Origin of the sequence: Comamonas sp. lk (genome assembly GCF_900564145.1) — a bacterium.
Taxonomy (GTDB): domain Bacteria; phylum Pseudomonadota; class Gammaproteobacteria; order Burkholderiales; family Burkholderiaceae_C; genus Comamonas.
Genome location: NZ_UOOB01000001.1, coordinates 3,189,310 through 3,207,598, shown reverse-complemented (window position 1 = coordinate 3,207,598; position 18,289 = coordinate 3,189,310). Strand labels below are relative to the sequence as shown.

Genomic DNA, 18,289 nt, shown 5'->3' with positions numbered 1-18,289 from the left:
TGAGGCCGTCAATCGCCTAACTGCTCCGCCGCCGGGCTGCGGTGTAGCAGCGCATGCACGGCTTTTGACAGATCGGGCATGGAGACGGGTTTGATCAGCACGGTGAACTCTTCGGTGGCCGGCTGCTCGCTGCGCAGCTCCTCATGGCTTTTGCCCGTGGTCAGCAGCAGCGGAATGTGCAGGCCTTCGTTTCGAAGCTGATGGCATAGCTGGATGGCCGACAAGGGCTTTTGCTGGCGGGCGGAGGCAATGATCAGGTTCACCTTGAGCCCGCTGTTGATATAGCGCAGCGCCACTTCGGGCTTGTAGGCCGTAGCCACTTGGTAGTCCAGCTCATACAGCACCTGGGCCATGGCGTTGCGGGTGGGCAGGTCTTGCTCGATCAGCAAAATGGTCTCGCGCCCGCCCTGCTCCAGCGCCTGAGGTTCGTCTTTCGGTGAACTGTCCTGCTCGGAGCGCGGAAAGTACAGGCGAAAACAGCTGCCCTGGCCTTCGGCAGACTCCACTTCGATCAGGCCGTGGGAGTGATCCATGAAGTTCTTGACCATGGGCAGGCCCAGGCCCGCACCCTTGCCCTCGGGTTTGGTGGTGAACAACAGCTCGAAGATCCGGGCCTGCACGGCCTCGCTCATGCCTGTGCCGTCGTCGCGCAAGCTGATCATCAGGTAGTCGCCGGCAAAGTCCTGGCGTTTGAGCACCGCATTTTCCACCGTCAAGGTGATGTTGCCGCCGCCGGCCGTGGCATCGCGGGCATTGATGGCCAGATTGATCAGCGAGTTCTCGAAATACATGCGATCCACGCGTATCGGCCACAGCTTGGCTGCCAGCTGAATCTGCAGCTGGGCTTCATCGCCCACGGCCTTGTACAGCAGCTGCTCGATATCGCGAATCAGGTTCTTGGGGTCTGCCGTGACCAGCGTCATGGACTTGCGGCTGCTGAAACCGGTGAGCTGCGAGGCCAGCCGTCCGGCCTTTTTGATGGTCTCGTGAATCACATCGATGTGCTCGTGCTGCTGGTTGTCGGTGATCTTTTTTTCGAGCAGACCGGCATGCAGGCCGGTGATGAACAGCAGATTGTTGAGGTCGTGGGCCACGCCAGCGGAGAGGTTGGAGATCAGATCCATCTTCTGCGCGCGCGCCAGACTGGCCTGGGACAGTGCCAGCTCCTGCCTGCCCAGTTGCAGCTGGTGCTTGAGGCGGGTGATCTGATCCTGGGATTTGTCCTCGGCCTGTTTGAGGGTCTGGATGCTGATGTTGGAGCCCACCCAGTAAAGGGTTTCATTGCTGGCGTTTTTGACGGGAGCCAGCGTGGCATAAAACCATTCATAGCCGCCGCCATGCTTTTTGATGCGCAAACGATAGCCGGTGGCTTTTTCGGTGATCAGCGCCCGTGACAGACCGGCATTGAGGCCCGCCAGATCATGGGGATGAACAATGTCTATCCAGACCGCATCGCTGAGGTCTATGGGCTGAGCGTGGTTGTAGGCGTAGAGCTTGAGGGCCTTGTTCAGCCAGGTCAGCTCGCCGTGCGGGGTGGCAATCCAGGCCTGGTAGGGCAGAAGATCGAGCAAGGCCTCGAAGCGATCGCTGTGCACAAGCTCGCCTGACCTTGCCGTGCTGCTCTGCGTCTCTGTGAGGGGCGCCGCTGTCAGATAACACTGCACGGCGCAGACCTGGCCGTCTTGCTGCATGGGCACAAAATGCCATTGCATGCTTTGCTGGGGCAATTGCACTGTGGTTTCTGCCAGCAGCTGCACGCTGTTTTGCAGGGCCTGCAGCAGCAGGGGGTGACGTACGGGATCGAGTCCTGTCTGAAGCGGGCCGGAGCGCATCTGCATCTGCAGCGCCTTGTTGGCGCATTCGAGTTGCAGCCCGGGAAACTTGATCAGCCCCCATGGCAGCGTGGCCAACATCATGGCCTGCTTGAGTACATCGAGATGTTCCATTGTGGTCATGGGCAAGCCTGTGGTACTCAAAATCAGGAGCGGTGATCTAAGCAGTGTAGAACCGATTCTGTAAATCTTTGTCATCCGATGTCCCAATTGACACCGGCGGGACATTTGAGCATCTCATGCCAAATCATCAAGCCCATGCTCGCCACCCTCGGCTGCCTGGTTGCTGCTGTTTTTTTTCAGCTGTGCTGGGGTGAAAAAGCTTTTTACCCCTTTGTTTGAATGTGCTTTAAGCTATTTAATTAATAGCGAATGGCTCCAATTTTGCGCCAGCATCAGGCGATTTGGGCGGCCAGGGCCTGCAACTGGTCGGCGCATATGCCCCAGCCTTGCTCAAAGCCCATGTCCAAATGCTGCTGGCGGGCCTCTGCGCTCCAGTGGCGTGCGCGGGCGGTGTACAGGGTTTGCTCGCCTTCGGGCTCGAAGCTGATGATGGCCGTCATAAAAGGCTTGGCCGTTGGCAGCCAGCCCGCGGTATAGGCATCGGTGAAGACCAGGCGACGGTTGGGAATCACCTCCAGATAGACGCCGGGGTTGGGGTGCTGATTGCCCTCGGGGTCTTGCATGACGATCAGGCTCTGCCCGCCGACACGTAGATCCAGCTCCACATGGGCAATCGTCCAGGGGCTGGGCACAAACCACTGCTTGATCAGCGCGGGTTCGGTCCAGCATCGGAACAGGGTTTGCGCCGAGGCGGGTATCCGGCGTATGAGCACCAGATCGTTGGCATGTTCGGCAATTGCTGACTGGGAAGAGGATGTCATGGAAACGCTCCTTTGGAACACAGGGCAGTCATCGTAAACAGGTTCTCGAATTCGCCAGCACTGATTTGCCCCAACCCCTGTTTGCCTAGACCCAGCCCAGCGCTCCCAGCAGGGCCCCGGAGCCCAGCAGCCACAGCAGGTGTATGCGGGTGCGCCATACCAGCAGCATGCAGACCAGGGAAAGCAGCCACAGCCAGCCGTCCTGGCGCCACTGGCCGCTGGCGCTGCCCAGCAGCCAGCCTGTGGCCAGCAGCAGGCCTATCACCAGCGGTGCCATGCCTTGCTTGAAGGCCCGCACGGTGCGGCGTTCACGGTTGTGCTGCAGCCAGCGCGAGGCCTGCCAGGTCAGCAGCGAGCTGGGCAACAAAATGCCCAGCATGCAGATCAGTGCGCCCAAAGCGCCCAGAGCCCAGCCCAGGCTGGTCGAGCCGCCTGCGGCATTGAGCCCCACATTCCAGCCCAGCAGTGCAATGAACAGCACATTGGGGCCGGGGGCCGCCTGGGCAATGGCGATCGAGCTGGTGAACTGTGTCTCGCTCAGCCAGTGCTGGCTGTCCACCAGATAGCGGTGCATATCGGGCGCCGCGGCAATGGCGCCGCCCACTGTCATCAGCGACAAGGAAAGAAAATACAGCCACAGGTGCAGCCAGTCCTGCCATTGCATGTCGATCAGCAGCTGGTTCATGGCGCCTGCTTCCGGTAGGTCAGCACGCAGCCGGCACCGCCGATGCTCAGCAGCACCCAGAACAGCGGCCAGCGCAGCACGGCCATGGCCGCAAAAGCGGCCAGCGCCAGCACGGCGCAGCACCAGCGCCCCAGAGGATGGCGGGCCAGCGTGGCGGCCAGCTTCAAGCCCATGCCTGCCACCAGGCCGGCGGCCACGGCGCCCATGCCGCGCAGCGCACCGGCCACGGCTGGGTGATGGGCAAACTGCGCATAGACCACGGTGAGGCTGATGACCAGCAGCAAAGGAAAGGCCAGGATGCCGCACAGCCCCACCACCGCACCGCGCCAGCCAAAATAGCGCTCGCCCAGCATGATGGAGAGATTGACCACATTGGGGCCGGGCATGATCTGGGCCACGGCCCAGTCTTCCATGAACTCTTCGTTGCTCAGCCAGCCGCGCTTTTCCACCAGCTCACGTTGAATCACGGCCAGCACGCCGCCAAAGCCCTGCAGGGCCAGCCAGGTCAAAGACCAGAACAGCGCGCGCAGATGGGCGGGGCGGGGTTTTTCGGTGGAGTCGGCAGGTACAGGGTTCATGAGAGCAATTCATGCAGCTGCGCCCGTCTGGATTGCGCACAATGCTATGAATTATCTATTCAGCAACCCGCTTTGGGCAGGGTTTTGCTGCCATATCTGGTATCTCTTGCGCTCATACCCCCATGGCTGAATGTGATGGCTGAGCTTGAGGCCGGTTGGCGAACACCTGTGGATTGATCACAGCCGGGCCGCTCTTCAAACCGCAAGTTTGACGCCGCCTTGTAGCCTTTCGGTCACGGTTTGTGCCACGGACGCCGGCGCCTGCTCGAGCACGGCCGGCCATTGCGCCTTGGCCTGCTGGACCCGATCGCGCAGCAGACTCAGGTGGCGCGGTATGCGCAACAGGCCGGCCGCTTGCATCAGGGCGCGCAAATCTTCCCAGTCCAGGGCTCTGAGCTGGGCATCGATGGAGCGGTTGACCGCGTACTGACCCGCAGGCGCATCATGAAAAAAAGCCGAAACACAGACCGGGTCGTACAGCGGGGCCAGTTGCGGATGGCGGCCGTCGGGGTAGATCAGGGCCCAGTTCTTGAGATGGGCATCGGTATTGCCCATGAGGATGAAGGCCAGCATGCGGGCCAGAAACTCGCGCGTGTCCTGCACAGGCTGGGTGCTCAGACGGTTGAGCACGCGCAGCATGGTGGCCCAGTCCTGCAGCGGCTGGGCCGGGTTGCGCTGTCCGTATTTCTGGCGCGGCGCATAGCCCAGCACCTGGTTGAACTCTTCCATATGTACGCGCACGCCGCCGGGCAGGTGGTCAAAGCGGTCCACGGCCAGAATTTCCTTGAACGGCAGATGCTCGGGCAGCTCAGCCTCGGCGCGGCTGATGACGCGGGCGCGGGCGCAGTTCAGCTGCAAGGCCTGGCACAGCTGATAGCCGGCGAACTCGTTGGCCACCAGATCCGGGTGCTGGCTGGTGGGCAGCTTCAGGATGGTGCTGCCCGCCTGGCCGTGGCGGTGAATGGTGTAGCGTCGCCCGTTGTGCACGGCGCTGAACTTGGTGACCACGCCCGGCAGCGAGGCCGCGTCTTCCACCGGGTATTCGACAAAGCCCGGCTCCAGCACATCGAGTCCCTGCGTAGTGTGCCAGTGGCGCACGGTGTCCGGCACGCCTTGCTGCAGCGGCACGGGCTCGACTTCCAGCGCGCCCATCAGGTCGTGGCCGGCCGCGGCCAGCAGCTCGAACTCATCGTCTGGCGCGCAGCCGCGCTCATGTGCCAGGCGCTCGCGGTTATGGCCTTCGGGCAGCAGGTTCTGAAAGTACACCGGCCAGCGCCCGTCGGTGCGCACCAGGCGCGCATCGCGCATGGAAGACAGGATTTGCCGGGTGGCGGCCTCGCTGTCGCCGGTCAGGCTCAACGACAGCGTGGGGCGATTGGCATCGTTGATGTAATCCTCGTCGAAGGAGATGCGCAGAATATCCCCGTACTGGGACAGATAGCCCACGCCGCGCCGCCCGCCGCCCCAGGCAGCCGGCAGATGCATGAACAAGCGCAGGTAACGGATGGCGGTGCTCATGGGCTTCTTTAGATGTTGGGACGGTGCCGGCCGTGTTCAGCTCAAAGCTTGTCGACGATGGAGGCCGGTGCCTCGGCTCCCTGGGGCTGGGCCAGAAACTTGCCACCGGACTGGATGAAGGCCTGCAACTCGGCCCGCAAGGCCGTGGGCACGGCAATCAGATCCATCTCCAGCACGCGTGCCATTTCCTGCAGGGTGGAAAAACGCGGGTCCACATCGCCGGTTTCGGTGCGTTGCACGGCCATGCGCGACAGGCCGGCGCGTGCAGCCAGATCGGCCTGGGTGATTTGGGCGGCTTTGCGCGCTTGAGCCAGTGTGGCGATAAGATCAGAAGTCATGATGCTAAATATACTCTTTTAATGTAATTTGAGTATTTTGAGATTCATTTATCGTTTGAAGTACAAGGCGAACGTGCAAACACGGCTGGCGCTTGTCGTGCCTCTGCCATAGTCTGGGTTCATTGTTGCTGCTGCAGAACCTGAAATCAGGAGAGACCCCTTGGATTGGATTGCAAGCCTGCTGAGCCAGGAACACGTCAAGCTCTGGCTTTCCGTAGGCTGGACCTTGTATGTGATTGTGGTCAGCGTCTGGATTTTGCTGCAGCGCAGCCAGCCGGTGGCCACCTTGAGCTGGTTGCTTTCCATGGCCGCGCTCCCGGTGGTGGGGTTGGTGATTTATTACTTTCTGGGCCCGCAGCGCATGAAGCGCCAGCGCATCAAGCGCTTGCGCTCGCGCAAACGCTCCAAGGTCAGGGCCAGCATTCAGCGCCTGCGCGAGCGCATGCCTCATGGCGATGCGCGCCTGCACCAGGTGGCACAGCTGGTGGCGGCCACCAGCGACTTTCCCCTTAGCACGGCCAGCGGCATGCAGCTGCTGGTTGGCGGGGCAGCCACTTTTGATGCCATTGCACAGGCGGTGACGACGGCCAGGCACCATGTGCACCTGGAGTACTACATCTACGAGCCGGACCAGACGGGCACGGCGCTGCGCGATTTGCTGATCGATAAAGCCCGCCAGGGTGTGCAGGTGCGCCTGCTGGTCGATGCCCTGGGCTCCAAGAAACTGGGGCGCCAGTTTCTCAAGCCCTTGCTGGATGCAGGTGCCGAAGTGGCGCGTTTTCACGATTCCAAGGTGGGCCGGCGTCTGCGCCCGGTGGTGAACTTTCGCACCCACCGCAAAATTCTGGTCTGCGACGGCCAGGTCGGCTTTACCGGTGGCGTGAATGTGACGGACGAGGAAAACGAGCGCATTGTGGCCAATGCCTATCACGATGTGCATTTGCGCGTGGAAGGCGCGGTGGTCAACTGGCTGCAGACCGTGTTCATGGAAGACTGGGCCTATGCGCTGGAGAAAAAGCCCGGCCAACTGCCTGCCGATATCGAGGAGCTGCTGCCGGAGCAGGGCGATGGCGACATTCCCATGCAGGTCATCACCTCGGGCCCCGACAACAGCCTGCAGGCGATTTATCGCGCGCATCTGGCCGCAATTCACGCTGCAGATCATCGCGTCTGGCTGACCACGCCTTATTTTGTGCCTACCGAGGCGGCGCTGGCCGCACTCACCAATGCCTCGCTGCGGGGCGTGGACGTGCAGATTCTGGTGCCCAAGAAGTCGGACTCGATCTTTGTGACGGCCGCGGCGCGCTCTTATTTTGATGAGCTGATACGCTGCGGCGTGCGCGTGCACGAGTTCCAGGCCAGCATGCTGCACTCCAAGACTCTGGTGGTGGATGACAACATCGCCATCATAGGCACGGCCAATTTTGACTACCGCAGCTTCTTTCTCAACTACGAGGTCTGCCTGATAGGCTATGGCCCCCAGCTCAATGGCGAGCTGGCGCGGCAGTTCGAGCAAGATCTGGGCAGCGCCCAGATGGTTCAGTACAAAAGCGAAAAACGCTTTAGTCGCCGCTTGTTTGATTCCGTGGCCCGACTGACTTCCCCCCTGCTGTGATGACCGAACAACTTCTGGCGGACTGGTTTGCCGCCCATCCCCGTCTACTTGTGATTACCGGTGCAGGCTGCAGCACGGAGGTGGGCATTCCCGACTACCGGGACGAGCAAGGCCAATGGAAGCGCCCGCAGCCCGTCACCTACCAGGCCTTCATGGGCGATGAACTGGTGCGCAAGCGCTACTGGGCCCGTTCCATGCTGGGCTGGCGCGTCATGGGCCAGGCGCAGCCGGGCAGGGCGCACCGGGCGCTGGCGCTGCTGGAGCAGCAAGGCCATATCGAGCTGCTGATTACCCAGAATGTGGATGGCCTGCATAGCGCCGCAGGCAGCCGCAGCTGCCTGGATCTGCATGGCCGCATCGACACCGTGCGCTGCATGGACTGCGGCCGGCGCTTGGCGCGCTCCCAGTTGCAGCAAAGCCTTCTGGCGCGCAATCCGCATTGGGCGCAGCTGTATGCCGCTCCGGCTCCCGATGGCGATGCCGATCTGGAGCATGAGGATTTCAGCGCTTTCGAGGTGCCGGCCTGCCCGCACTGCGGCACTGGCGTACTCAAACCCGATGTGGTTTTTTATGGCGAATCGGTTCCGCGTGAGCGGGTGGAGCAGGCCATGGCTGCCCTGGAGCGGGCCGACGGTCTGCTGATTGCCGGCTCCTCGTTGATGGTGTTTTCGGGCTTTCGCTTTGCCCAGGCCGCAGCGCGCCGGGGCAAAAGCCTGATCGCCATCAACCAGGGGGTGACGCGGGCCGATGATTTGCTGGAATTCAAGCTGGAGATGGATGTAGGCCAGGCTCTGCTGAGTATGGCCCGCGCGAGCTGATTTCCGCAGTACTTTGATTTTGATAGCTGTAAGCACAACAAATAAAAGGGGTTTAACCGTATTTTTCTTGAATTTTTGAAGACCAAATATCCTGAAAGCAGAGGCCGACGCCGCCGCAGCATTTGCCTTGAAGCCCCCTGGTTCGCGGGCATACTTGGCCTCCATGGCTCATACCTTTTTCTGGCACGACTACGAAACCTTTGGCGCCCAGCCGCGCTACGACCGCCCGGCACAGTTTGCAGGCATACGCACGGATGACCAGCTCAACGAGATCGGCGAGCCCGTCATGTGGTATTGCCAGCCCGCCAACGACTATCTGCCCGACCCGCAATCCTGTCTGATCACCGGCATCACCCCCCAGCGGGCGCTGGAAGACGGCATTCCCGAGCATGAATTTGCGGCCCTCATCGAGGCCGAGCTGGCCCAGCCCGGCACCGTGGGCGTGGGCTACAACACGATTCGCTTTGATGATGAGATCACGCGCTTCATGTTCTGGCGCAATCTGATCGATCCCTATGCGCGTGAGTGGCAAAACGGCTGCGGCCGCTGGGATCTGCTGGACGTGGTGCGCATGGTCTATGCGCTGCGGCCCGACGGCATTCACTGGCCCCAAAAGGAAGACGGCTCGCCCAGCTTCAAGCTCGAAGACCTTGCCCGCGCCAACGGCTTGCTGCACGAGCAGGCCCACGATGCCTTGAGCGATGTGCGTGCCACGATTGGACTGGCCCGCCTGATTCGCGACAAGCAGCCGCGTCTGTTCGACTTTGCCTTTGGCCTGCATAAAAAAGACGGGGCGCTGCGCGAGATGGGCTTGCCCGCGATTCAGGAGCATGCACGCCCGTTTCTGCACATCACCGGCATGATCCGCCCCGAGCGCGGCTGCCTGGCCGTGATGTGGCCGCTGGCCACCCATCCGACCAACAAGAACGAGGTGATTTGCTGGGATCTGGCCCAAGACCCCAGCGAGCTGGCCGGTATCAGCATTGAAGACCTGCGCCTGCGCCTGTTTACCCGCCAGGCAGAGCTGCCCGAAGGCGTTACGCGCCTGCCCATCAAGAGCATTCACATCAACAAATCGCCCATGGTGGTGGGTAGCCTCAAGACGCTGAGCCCGGCCATGGCCGAGAAATGGGGCGTGAATATGGAGCAATGCCTGGAATTTGCCGCCATTGCCCGCGACCTGCCCGATATGAGCGCCCAGTGGAAGGCTGTGTTCACGCGCGAGGCGGGCGAGCCGCTGGATGCCGATCAGGATCTGTACGGCGGTTTTGTGGGCAACGAAGACCGCCGCCGCCTGGAGCGCGTCAAGCGGCTCTCGCCCCAGGAACTGGCGCTGGACAAGACCGGCTTTGACGACCCGCGCCTGACCGAGCTGGTCTGGCGCTACCGGGCGCGCAACTTCCCCATGATGCTGAACGCCGCCGAGCAGCAGCGCTGGGAGCAGCATCGCGCTGCCTGCCTGATTGAAGGCCAGGGCGGCGCGCGTACGGCCGAGCAGATGTTTGCCATGATCGACGCCCTGTCCGAAACCGCCGACGAGCGTGCCGAAGAGATTCTGGGCGATCTTTACGACTACGCCGACGGCATGGTGCCCGAGGCCTGATCGACCCATTTGGGCGATTCGTGTCATCCTAAAAGGCTGCTCCCCGTAGATACGGGTGGCAGCCTTTGGTCTTTGACATTGGCATGGAAATGGAAATGCTGGAGACGTAAGCCGCACAGATAGCGCGACCGGCCTATGCAGCGCCGTAGCAGTGTTGCAGATGCAGCCGCGGGAGCAGAGCCACGAGTGCTGGCGGTCCGTAGAGAAAACTTGATTCGTTGTTACAATGAGAATAGTTCTCAATATCAAGTCAGTGTCGCGTCATCGCGGCCCTACAGCCTGTGACCGCTTCTTCCTCCACCCCTGCTGATCCCGTCCACACCCTGTACGTTGAACACCATGGTTGGTTGCAGAACTGGCTGCGGGGCAAGCTGGGCAATACGTTTGAAGCATCTGACATCGCGCACGACACCTTTGTCAACGTCATCGTCTCAGGCATGGCGACGCGCATAGAGCAGCCCCGGCCTTTTCTTGTCACGGTGGCCAAGAATCTGCTCATTCGCCACTATCGCCGTCGTGTGCTGGAGCGCGCCTATCTGGATGCGCTGGCCTTGCTGGCTGAAGAGCTGGCGCCGCCGCCGGAAGAGCGCCTGATCGCGCTTGAATCCCTGCAGGCCGTGGATCAAGTACTGGATGCGCTGGCTCCCAAGGCCCGCGAAGCCTTTTTGCTGGCCCATCTGGAAGGCCTGACTTATGCCGCCATTGCCGAGCGGCTGGGGGTCTCCATGACTTCGGTCAAGCGCTATCTGATGCAGGCGCACCGTCAATGTTTTTTCCTGGTGCTGGCCTGATCCAGGCATCGCGTTTACTCCGTCATGACACTCCACTCCACCGGCCGCTTGGCGGCCCCTGCACCGGGCACGGGCGCACAGCTGCGTGCCGGCGGCGCACCTTTGGATGCAGCCGTTGCTGAGGCGGCAGCAGACTGGTTCACGCGCTTGCATGGCGGCGCAGTTACGGCTGCCGAGCAAAAGCGCTGGCGCCAGTGGCATGACGCCCATGCAGACCATGCGCGTGCCTGGAAGCATCTGCAGTCCATTACCGGCGCTTTGCCAGGATTGAATGCAGGCGGTCTGGGCTACCGCACTCTGCACGCAGCGCCAGCGTCCGCATCACGGCGCCGCTTGCTGGCCTTGTTCGTGGGCGTGGGCACGGCCGCCGGTGCAGGCTGGGTGGCCACTCGCACACCGCAATGGCAGCAACTGGCGGCCGACTATCGCAGCGGCACTGGCGAGCGCCAGCGTCATACGCTGCCCGATGGTACCGAGCTGCTGCTGGGCACTCGCAGTGCGCTGGTATTGAGTTTTTCAGGCAAGGAGCGCAGCGTGCGCCTGCTGCAGGGCGAAGCCTTGTTCACCACCGGCCACCCGGCGAGTGAGCTGGGCGCTTTGCCCTTTGTGGTTGAAACCGCAGAAGGCCGCGTGCGTGCGCTGGGTACGCGCTTTACCGTGCGCCAGAACGCCGGCATGACGCAGGTTGCCGTGTTCGAGGGAGCGGTGGAAATTCACCCCGTGGATGCCGCACAGGAAAGTGCTCCGCTGCGGCTGGACGCGGGTCAAACAGTGAGTTTTGAACGCTCACACATACAGGAGCCAGTTGCCGCTGGCGAACGGGAGCTGGCCTGGAGTCGGGGGCAGCTTTGGGTGGATAACCAGCGATTGGACGATTTTCTCGTCGAGCTGGGCCGCTACCGCAACGGCTGGCTGCGCGTTGATCGCGCCGTGGCCGGAGTGCGTTTTTCCGGCGTTTTCCCTTTGGGGCCTGAAGGCAGCATGGCCAATACCGACGCTGTGCTGGCCATGCTGCCGAACTCGCTGCCCGTGCAGGTGCGCTGGCGTTTCCCTTGGTGGGTGGTGGTGGAGGCGAGGCCGATCAGCGGTCGCTGAAGTGGCGAGCAGGGCATTGCCCTCGGGAGTGGGTGACCCTTTTTGAAATCTCGTGCGTCATAGATCTCAAAAGGGAAGTGCCGGGCGTACATGGATGCATGTGCCCGGCATCGTCACATCGTTTTTATCTGCCCACGCCCATGTCTTGTCGATTACCCATACGTTTTTTCTTGCTTCGGCACTCTGGTCTGCGCTTGCTGTCCCGGATCATGGCAGCTGTTTTCGGCGGGTATCTGCTGACCAGCGTCTGGATCGTGTGGTGTGGTGCCTTGGGGTCGGCGCTGGGCAGCTCCAGAGCTGAGGCCATCCTGGTCGGCATGCAGTCTGGCTTTGTGCTTTACCCGGTGATCATTGCTGCGGTGTTCCTGCCGATATCGCTGCGCAGCGCCTGGCTGTGCTTGTTGCTGCCTTCAGCAGCGCTGGCGGCTATGGCTGCTTGCATGACTGGCTGGGGAGGCTGACCATGGCGCGAACGAAAAATACCAGTGGCGCTGCGCAGGGCGGCATGCGCCAGGCTCAGGCCTGGCTGCACACATGGTGCGGATTGTGGGTGTCGTGGTTGCTGTTTGCCATTTTGCTGACTGGCACATTGGCCGTGTTCAGAGAGCCGATTACCCACTGGATGACGCCCGAGCACCATGCCGAAGAGGCTGCCGAGGAAGCTGAGCACAAGGCAGGCCCGCAAGGCAATGACATCCGCAGGGCTGAACTAGCGCAGCGTCTGGCATTCGGGTTGGCTTACATGCAAAAACAGCATCCCGGCGCGAAGATGTGGGAGCTATGGCCGGCCAATGCCGAAGGGGCAGGCCCTCTGATCGCCTACTGGTATGACAGCCGGCGCGAATATGCCGAAGCCAGCCTGGACCCGGTGACGGGGGATGTCTTGGCTCCGGTCAAGTCCAAAGCCCGCAGCACGCAGGGCGGGCGCCATTTTGTGGAGTTTCACTACCAGCTGCATGCGGGCAAGCTGGGTCTGTGGGTGGTGGGCATTGCGGCGCTCGCCATGCTGGTGGCGCTGGTCAGCGGCGTCATCACGCATCGGCGCATTTTTCAGGATTTTTTCACCTTCCGCCCACGCAAGGGTCAGCGCAGCTGGCTGGATGCGCACAACGCCGTCGGGGTGCTGACTCTGCCTTTTCAGCTGATGATTGCCTATACCGGCATCATGATTTCGGCCCTGAGCTTTATGCCCAGCGGCGTGCTGACCTTCTTCGGGGCAGGCTCTGCTGGTGAACTGGCCTACCAGCAGGCTCTGGAAGATCCGGGCAAGCCAGCGCGCTCGGGTGTTGCCATGGCCGTGCCTGATCTGGAGTCCTTCGCCTTGCGCGGGCAGCAACTCATGGGCCAACCTGTACGTGCGGTGGTGATCGACGATCCGGGCGACGCTGCAGCGCGCATCAGCGTCTATGGCTGGAATGCGGAGGACGAACTGCTACATCGTCTGAGTGCCGCCAGCGGCATGGCCATGTTCTCTGTCGCAACGGGTGAAGTGCTGCAGGTGCGCCAGCCGGGTGCGGTGGGGGGCGGTCGCGCGGCCCTGGCGCAGTCGGCGATGACGGGGCTGCACAAGGTCAAGTTTGGCGGTTGGGCGCTGAAGTGGCTGTACTTTTTTTGCGGCCTGGCCGGTAGCGCCATGGTGGCAAGCGGTGCCATCTTGTTCATGGTCAAGCGCCGCTCCAAGCACGAAGGGGAGTTCGGTGCGGCCACGGCAGGTGTTTACGGTTTGATTGAAAGCCTGAATGTGGCGGCGATTGCCGGCTTGATGCTGGCCTGTGTCGGCTATCTGTGGGGCAACCGTCTGATCCCCGTCGAACTGGCCCACCGCCGCGACTGGGAACTGGCGGTGTTTTTTGGCCTGTGGCTGCTGGCCTTAGCCCACGCTCTGTGCAGATCGACTTCCTCGGCCTGGAAAGAGCAACTGGCCGCTCTGGCCGCACTGTGCTTGCTGCTGCCGGTGTTGAACTGGGTCACGGTGGGCGACCAATTGGCCGCGCAAATTCGGCGTGGCGACTGGGAAAGCGCAGGATTGGAGCTATGTATCGTGGTCTTGGGGCTGGCGGCGGCTCTGGCCTGCCGCAGTCTGCTGCACCGTCCCGCAATCGCCGAGCGACCGAACAGATGGAGCGGATCAGGCGCCCAGAAGGCGAAGGAGATAGAAGCATGAGCATGTTGCAAGCTGCTTTGGCGGCATGGGCACTGGCCTGGACGGGCATGACTGCGCTGGCCTTTGCCATGGAGCGTCATTACCAACAGCTCACGGGGAATATGACGCAGCCCCGGCTGCACCGCTATGTGTTGCGAACGGCAGGTGCGCTGCTGCTGGCGGCTTGCTTGCTCGTCTGCCTTGTTGGATGGGGTACCTCTGTCGGCGTGGTGGCTTGGCTGGGCTGGCTTTCTCTGGGCGCCTTCACTAGCACCCTGTTGGTTGGCATATGGCCGCGACGGGCGATGTAGCGGAGGTTGGCTGTATTTTCAGTCTTTTTGCGTCGTAGTGCTTATGCGTAAAGCGCATATTGCTATTGTTTTAAGAGTGTTAGAAATTATTTTCAATCGGACCTGACCCGATTTGATTCCTCAGGCTTCTTTGTTTCCGAGAGCTTTCATTCATTGCCATCGGATTCAAAGACTGTTCAACACCATGTATCTTCAAAAACCTCAGCGGCCCGTGCGCCGCGTTTTTGCGCCCACCCTGTTGGCCCGTGCCGTGCATTGGGCTTTGTGTGCCGGCACCGTCGCCGCACTGCCGCTGGCTGGAGCGGCGGCTCACGCTCAGGCGCTGGAACAACGCAGCTACGACATCCCGGCCGGGGCCCTGGATTCCGCCTTGCGCAGTGCCGCCGGTCAGGCCGGTGTGGCGCTGATCTTTACACCCGAGCAGACCTCTGGTCGCAACAGCGCCGGGCTGCGCGGCAGCTATAGCGTGGAAGGTGTTTTTGCAGCGCTGCTCAAGGGCTCTGACTGGCAGGCCGTGCGCCAAAGCGGCGGTGGCTGGGCGCTGCGCCGCGTGCCCCAGGTAAGCCAGGCTGTGGCCGGCACTGCTGCCGGTGAAACGGAGATGGCCGCCGTTACCGTGACGGCGGCTGCAGAGCGTCCGGTGGTGGCCGAGGGCGCGTACACGCCTACCGGACCGGTAACGACGGCCACGCGCTTGGGCTTGAGCCTGCGCGAGACGCCCCAGTCCGTCAGTGTGGTCACGCGACAGCTAATGGACGATATGGCGCTAACCGCCGTGCCCGATGTGCTGGAGAAAACCCCCGGCATCACCGTGGGCCGCAACGATAGCGAGCGCTACACCTTTTATTCGCGTGGTTTCACCATCGAGAACTTCCAGTTCGACGGTGTGCCCAACACCATGGACTCGGCCAACCAGTACACCACCTCGCTGGCCGACAGCGCCATTTATGAGCGCGTAGAGGTCGTCAAAGGCGCTACCGGCCTGCTGACCGGTGCGGGCAACCCCTCGGCCGTGGTCAACCTGGTGCGCAAAAAACCGACCAAGGACTTTGCCGCCTCGGTGGAGCTGGGGGCGGGTTCCTGGAATCGCTACCGCTCGACGGTGGATGTCTCGGGCTCCCTGAATGCAACGGGCTCGGTACGAGGTCGTGTTGTGGTGGCCGGCCAGAATGCCGAGTCCAACGTGAACTATTACAGCCGGGACACGCGCAATTTCTACGCCATTGTCGAGGCCGATCTCACGCCCAACACTTTGCTGAGCCTGGGCTTTGACTACATGCAATCCAAGGCCGATGGCTCCACTTTTGGCCACCTGCCGCTGTTCTACAGCGATGGTTCTCGCACCGATTTCAGCCGCTCGGTCAACCCGGCTGCGCGCTGGTCCTACTGGAACAATGACAGCCGCAACCTGTTTGCCAACCTCAAGCATGACTTTGGTGGTGGTTGGGTGCTGGATGCTTCGGCCAGCCACCTCACGCAGTCGCGCGATGTGGTCTACGGTGCGGCCTATAACGGCACCGTGAACCGGGTGACGGGCGCAGGCATTCGCATGATCGCGGGCACCATTCCCACGCAGACCGACGCCAACACCTTCAACGCCGCGCTGAGCGGCAAGTTCCAGCTGCTGGGCCGTACGCACGATGTGATGCTGGGTGCGGGCTATTCGCGCCAGCACCGGGCTGCGCAGATGTCGAACACGGTCTGGACGAACATCCCCAATTACTTTGCCTGGGACGGCAACATCGCCCAGCCCACGTTCGCGCGCAACGCTGACCGCGACATCGTGGTGCTGGAAAAAGGCCTGTCGGCAGCCACCCGCCTGCGGCCCACGGACGATCTGTCGGTCATTCTGGGTGCCCGCGCCAGCTGGTACGACATGATGGACACCAACACGGCGCTGGCTACGGGCAAGACCAGCCTGAACAACGACCTGCAGGTGAACCGCAAGCTCACGCCTTATGCAGGCCTGGTCTATGACCTGAACCCGCAGTGGTCGGTGTACGGCAGCGTGACCAATATCTTCAACCCGCAGACCTACTACAAGGATGCAGGCGGCAATCCCTTGTCGCCGCTGACAGGGCTGAGCAAAGAAGTTGGCGTGAAGGGCGAGCTGCTGGACGGCCAGCTCCACACCAGCGTGGCGCTGTTCCACATCAAGCAAAGGAACGCGGCGCAGTACCAGGGCATCAACGGCGCCAGCGGGGAAGAGATCTACACCGCCATCGACGGCATCACCAGCAAGGGCCTGGAGGCCGAGATGTCCGGCAGCATCTCGCCGGGCTGGAACGTGTTCGGGGGCTATACCTATCGCACTTCCAAGGCGCCGGCACAGCCTGACGTGGTCACACCTGCGGTGAACACCAACCAGCCCCGTCACCTGCTGAAGCTGGGCACGACCTACCGCCTGGGCGGCGACTGGTCGCGCTGGACGGTGGGCGGCAACCTCACCTGGCAAAGCCAAACCTATTACCAGCAACCCGGCGCCCCATACTGGCGTGCCACCCAGCCTTCCTATGCGGTCGCGGGTCTGATGGCGCGCTATGAACTGGACAAGCACTGGTCGATGTCGATCAACGTGAACAATCTGTTCGACAAGACGTATATGCCGGGCCTGGGATCCTACGGCACGGGCGTGTATGGCGATCCGCGCAATGTGCTGGTGACGGCGCGCTACCGCTTCTGAGTTTCAAGCGTGTAGCGCAAGAAGATGCTGAATGTCTATGAGACGTTTGGCATCCCTTATGCCAAGGCTGCTGTCGCCAGTGACAATGACGCCGGCGCACCGCGGCGATGCGGGATCAGCGCTTGGGCAGAATGTCCAGCTCTGCCACGGTGGGCAAGAAGCTGCCGTTCCACACGGCACGAGCCGGCACGGGGTTCTTGGTGGCATAGGCCTTGGCTACCTGCTCGGCCATGGTCTGCAGGCGTTCGGCTCGCAGCTGGCCAAAGCCTTCGGCACGGGCGCCTGGGCTGTCGATGGCGGTTTCAATCGTCAACTTCAGGCGCTTGACCTCCAGCGGCACATTGACCAGACCATCCTTGGCCTTCATCGAGGCGATGGCTGTTTCGGGGCTGGCCATGGCTTCCTTGGCGCCTTTGGCAAAGGCCTTGAGGAAGGTGCGTACGGCCTCGGGCTTTTCGGCAATCAACTTGGGGCTGGCAATGATCACATTGCCGTACAGCTGCACACCGTGCGTGGCATAAGGCAGCACCACCACGTCTTCGCGCTTGACGCCGCGGGCCTCCAGATTGAGCAGGCTGGTGAAGGTGTAGCCGGTCACGGCATCCAGATCGCCGCGCGCCAGCATGGTTTCGCGTAGCTGGGGTTCCATGGTGCTCCACTGCACCTCGCCCACGCCATTGGCCTGCGCAAAAATGGGGAAGGTGCGGCGGCCGGCGTCAAAGATGGGAGCGCCCAGCTTCTTGCCGGCTAGGTCGGCGGCCTTGCTGATGCCCGATTTCTTGAGCGCCATCACCGAGGCCGGTGTGGTGTTGTAGATCACCATGATGGCCACGGGCTTGATGGGCGCGTCGGGGTTGTTGGCGTGAAACTCCATCAAAGCTGCCAGATCGGCAAAGCCCAGGTCGTGTGTGCCCGAGGCCACGCGCTGGATGGCGCCGGCACCGCTGGCCGCTTCCACGTTCACGTCCAGACCGGCTTGCTTGAATAAGCCTTTTTGTTCGGGGTGAACAAACAGGGCGGCCGGGCCTTCAAAGCGCCAGTCCAGCTGGAACTTGAGCGGCGTATCTGCCGCATGGGCGGCGCCCCAGCTCAGGGCAATGGCCGCTACAGCGGTTTGCAGGAAAAAACGTTTTTGCATGGAGGCTCCTTACTTGATGGGTGGCAAACGGGACTGCAACCCTGTCCGCAAGATCGGTGCCAATGTGTATACAAAGTGGCTGGACTTCGGGGCCGCACTGCACCGGTGCGCGCCAGCCGGCGTTGCGCGGCCCTGGTGCATGGAGGGCGTGGGATGGTGCAGAGACTAGTCGCCCAGCCTGCGGCTTGCTCCGGGCATGAATATTGCAAATCTGCATGGATTGCGCCCAGCTGCGGATTGCGCAGCGTGCTATCGAA

At 62.1% G+C, this 18,289-nt stretch carries 16 protein-coding genes; 9 read left to right on the top strand and 7 right to left on the bottom strand.

The window, feature by feature from the left end; genetic code table 11:
• Nucleotides 1-8 precede the first annotated feature (8 nt).
• From EAO39_RS14525 to EAO39_RS14500, 6 genes are all read right to left on the bottom strand, one after another.
• Nucleotides 9-1,955 (bottom strand): PAS domain-containing hybrid sensor histidine kinase/response regulator, encoded by a 1,947-nt coding sequence (locus EAO39_RS14525; protein ID WP_120968496.1) that lies wholly within the window; start codon nt 1,953-1,955, stop codon nt 9-11.
• 272 nt (nt 1,956-2,227) lie between these two features.
• Entirely contained in the window at nt 2,228-2,716 is a 489-nt protein-coding gene (locus EAO39_RS14520; RefSeq protein ID WP_120968493.1) for an SRPBCC family protein, read from the bottom strand.
• Nucleotides 2,717-2,801: 85 nt separating this feature from the next.
• The gene (locus tag EAO39_RS14515) at nt 2,802-3,401 is read right to left on the bottom strand and encodes a chromate transporter (RefSeq protein WP_120968490.1); all 600 of its coding nucleotides are present in this window, start codon (nt 3,399-3,401) and stop codon (nt 2,802-2,804) included.
• Complete coding sequence (locus EAO39_RS14510) at nt 3,398-3,979, bottom strand: chromate transporter (protein ID WP_120968487.1); 582 nt, start codon at nt 3,977-3,979, stop codon at nt 3,398-3,400. Before EAO39_RS14510 ends, EAO39_RS14515 begins: the two co-directional genes overlap by 4 nt.
• A 195-nt stretch (nt 3,980-4,174) precedes the next feature.
• Nucleotides 4,175-5,497, bottom strand: a complete 1,323-nt coding sequence (locus tag EAO39_RS14505) for a HipA domain-containing protein (protein WP_120968484.1) — start codon at nt 5,495-5,497, stop codon at nt 4,175-4,177.
• A gap of 41 nt (nt 5,498-5,538) precedes the next feature.
• Nucleotides 5,539-5,835 (bottom strand): helix-turn-helix transcriptional regulator, encoded by a 297-nt coding sequence (locus tag EAO39_RS14500; protein ID WP_120968481.1) that lies wholly within the window; start codon nt 5,833-5,835, stop codon nt 5,539-5,541.
• A gap of 160 nt (nt 5,836-5,995) precedes the next feature.
• On the opposite strand from EAO39_RS14500, the gene cls reads away from it, so the two are divergent.
• From cls to EAO39_RS14455, 9 genes are all read left to right on the top strand, one after another.
• Nucleotides 5,996-7,450 carry a cardiolipin synthase gene (gene cls / locus EAO39_RS14495; protein WP_120968479.1) on the top strand — a complete coding sequence of 485 codons (1,455 nt, stop codon included), beginning with the start codon at nt 5,996-5,998 and terminating at the stop codon, nt 7,448-7,450.
• Complete coding sequence (locus EAO39_RS14490) at nt 7,450-8,268, top strand: NAD-dependent protein deacetylase (RefSeq protein ID WP_120968477.1); 819 nt, start codon at nt 7,450-7,452, stop codon at nt 8,266-8,268. The genes cls and EAO39_RS14490 overlap by 1 nt, the downstream gene beginning before the upstream one ends.
• A gap of 163 nt (nt 8,269-8,431) precedes the next feature.
• Nucleotides 8,432-9,871: an exodeoxyribonuclease I gene (sbcB, locus tag EAO39_RS14485; protein ID WP_120968475.1), complete on the top strand. Its 1,440-nt coding sequence runs from the start codon at nt 8,432-8,434 to the stop codon at nt 9,869-9,871.
• Nucleotides 9,872-10,152: 281 nt separating this feature from the next.
• On the top strand, nt 10,153-10,662 hold the full coding sequence (locus EAO39_RS14480; RefSeq protein ID WP_120968473.1) for a sigma-70 family RNA polymerase sigma factor: 510 nt from the start codon (nt 10,153-10,155) through the stop codon (nt 10,660-10,662).
• A gap of 24 nt (nt 10,663-10,686) precedes the next feature.
• A complete protein-coding gene (locus tag EAO39_RS14475; RefSeq protein WP_120968471.1) occupies nt 10,687-11,757 on the top strand; it encodes a FecR domain-containing protein in 1,071 nt (356 codons plus the stop codon).
• 32 nt (nt 11,758-11,789) lie between these two features.
• Complete coding sequence (locus tag EAO39_RS22635) at nt 11,790-12,218, top strand: hypothetical protein (RefSeq protein WP_162989571.1); 429 nt, start codon at nt 11,790-11,792, stop codon at nt 12,216-12,218.
• A gap of 2 nt (nt 12,219-12,220) precedes the next feature.
• Nucleotides 12,221-13,921, top strand: a complete 1,701-nt coding sequence (locus EAO39_RS14465; RefSeq protein ID WP_120968467.1) for a PepSY-associated TM helix domain-containing protein — start codon at nt 12,221-12,223, stop codon at nt 13,919-13,921.
• Nucleotides 13,918-14,211: a DUF3325 domain-containing protein gene (locus EAO39_RS14460; RefSeq protein WP_120968465.1), complete on the top strand. Its 294-nt coding sequence runs from the start codon at nt 13,918-13,920 to the stop codon at nt 14,209-14,211. The genes EAO39_RS14465 and EAO39_RS14460 overlap by 4 nt, the downstream gene beginning before the upstream one ends.
• A gap of 184 nt (nt 14,212-14,395) precedes the next feature.
• Nucleotides 14,396-16,894 (top strand): TonB-dependent receptor, encoded by a 2,499-nt coding sequence (locus tag EAO39_RS14455; protein ID WP_240467013.1) that lies wholly within the window; start codon nt 14,396-14,398, stop codon nt 16,892-16,894.
• 115 nt (nt 16,895-17,009) lie between these two features.
• On the opposite strand, the gene EAO39_RS14450 is transcribed toward EAO39_RS14455, so the two are convergent.
• The gene (locus tag EAO39_RS14450; RefSeq protein WP_120968463.1) at nt 17,010-18,032 is read right to left on the bottom strand and encodes an ABC transporter substrate-binding protein; all 1,023 of its coding nucleotides are present in this window, start codon (nt 18,030-18,032) and stop codon (nt 17,010-17,012) included.
• Nucleotides 18,033-18,289 lie beyond the last annotated feature (257 nt).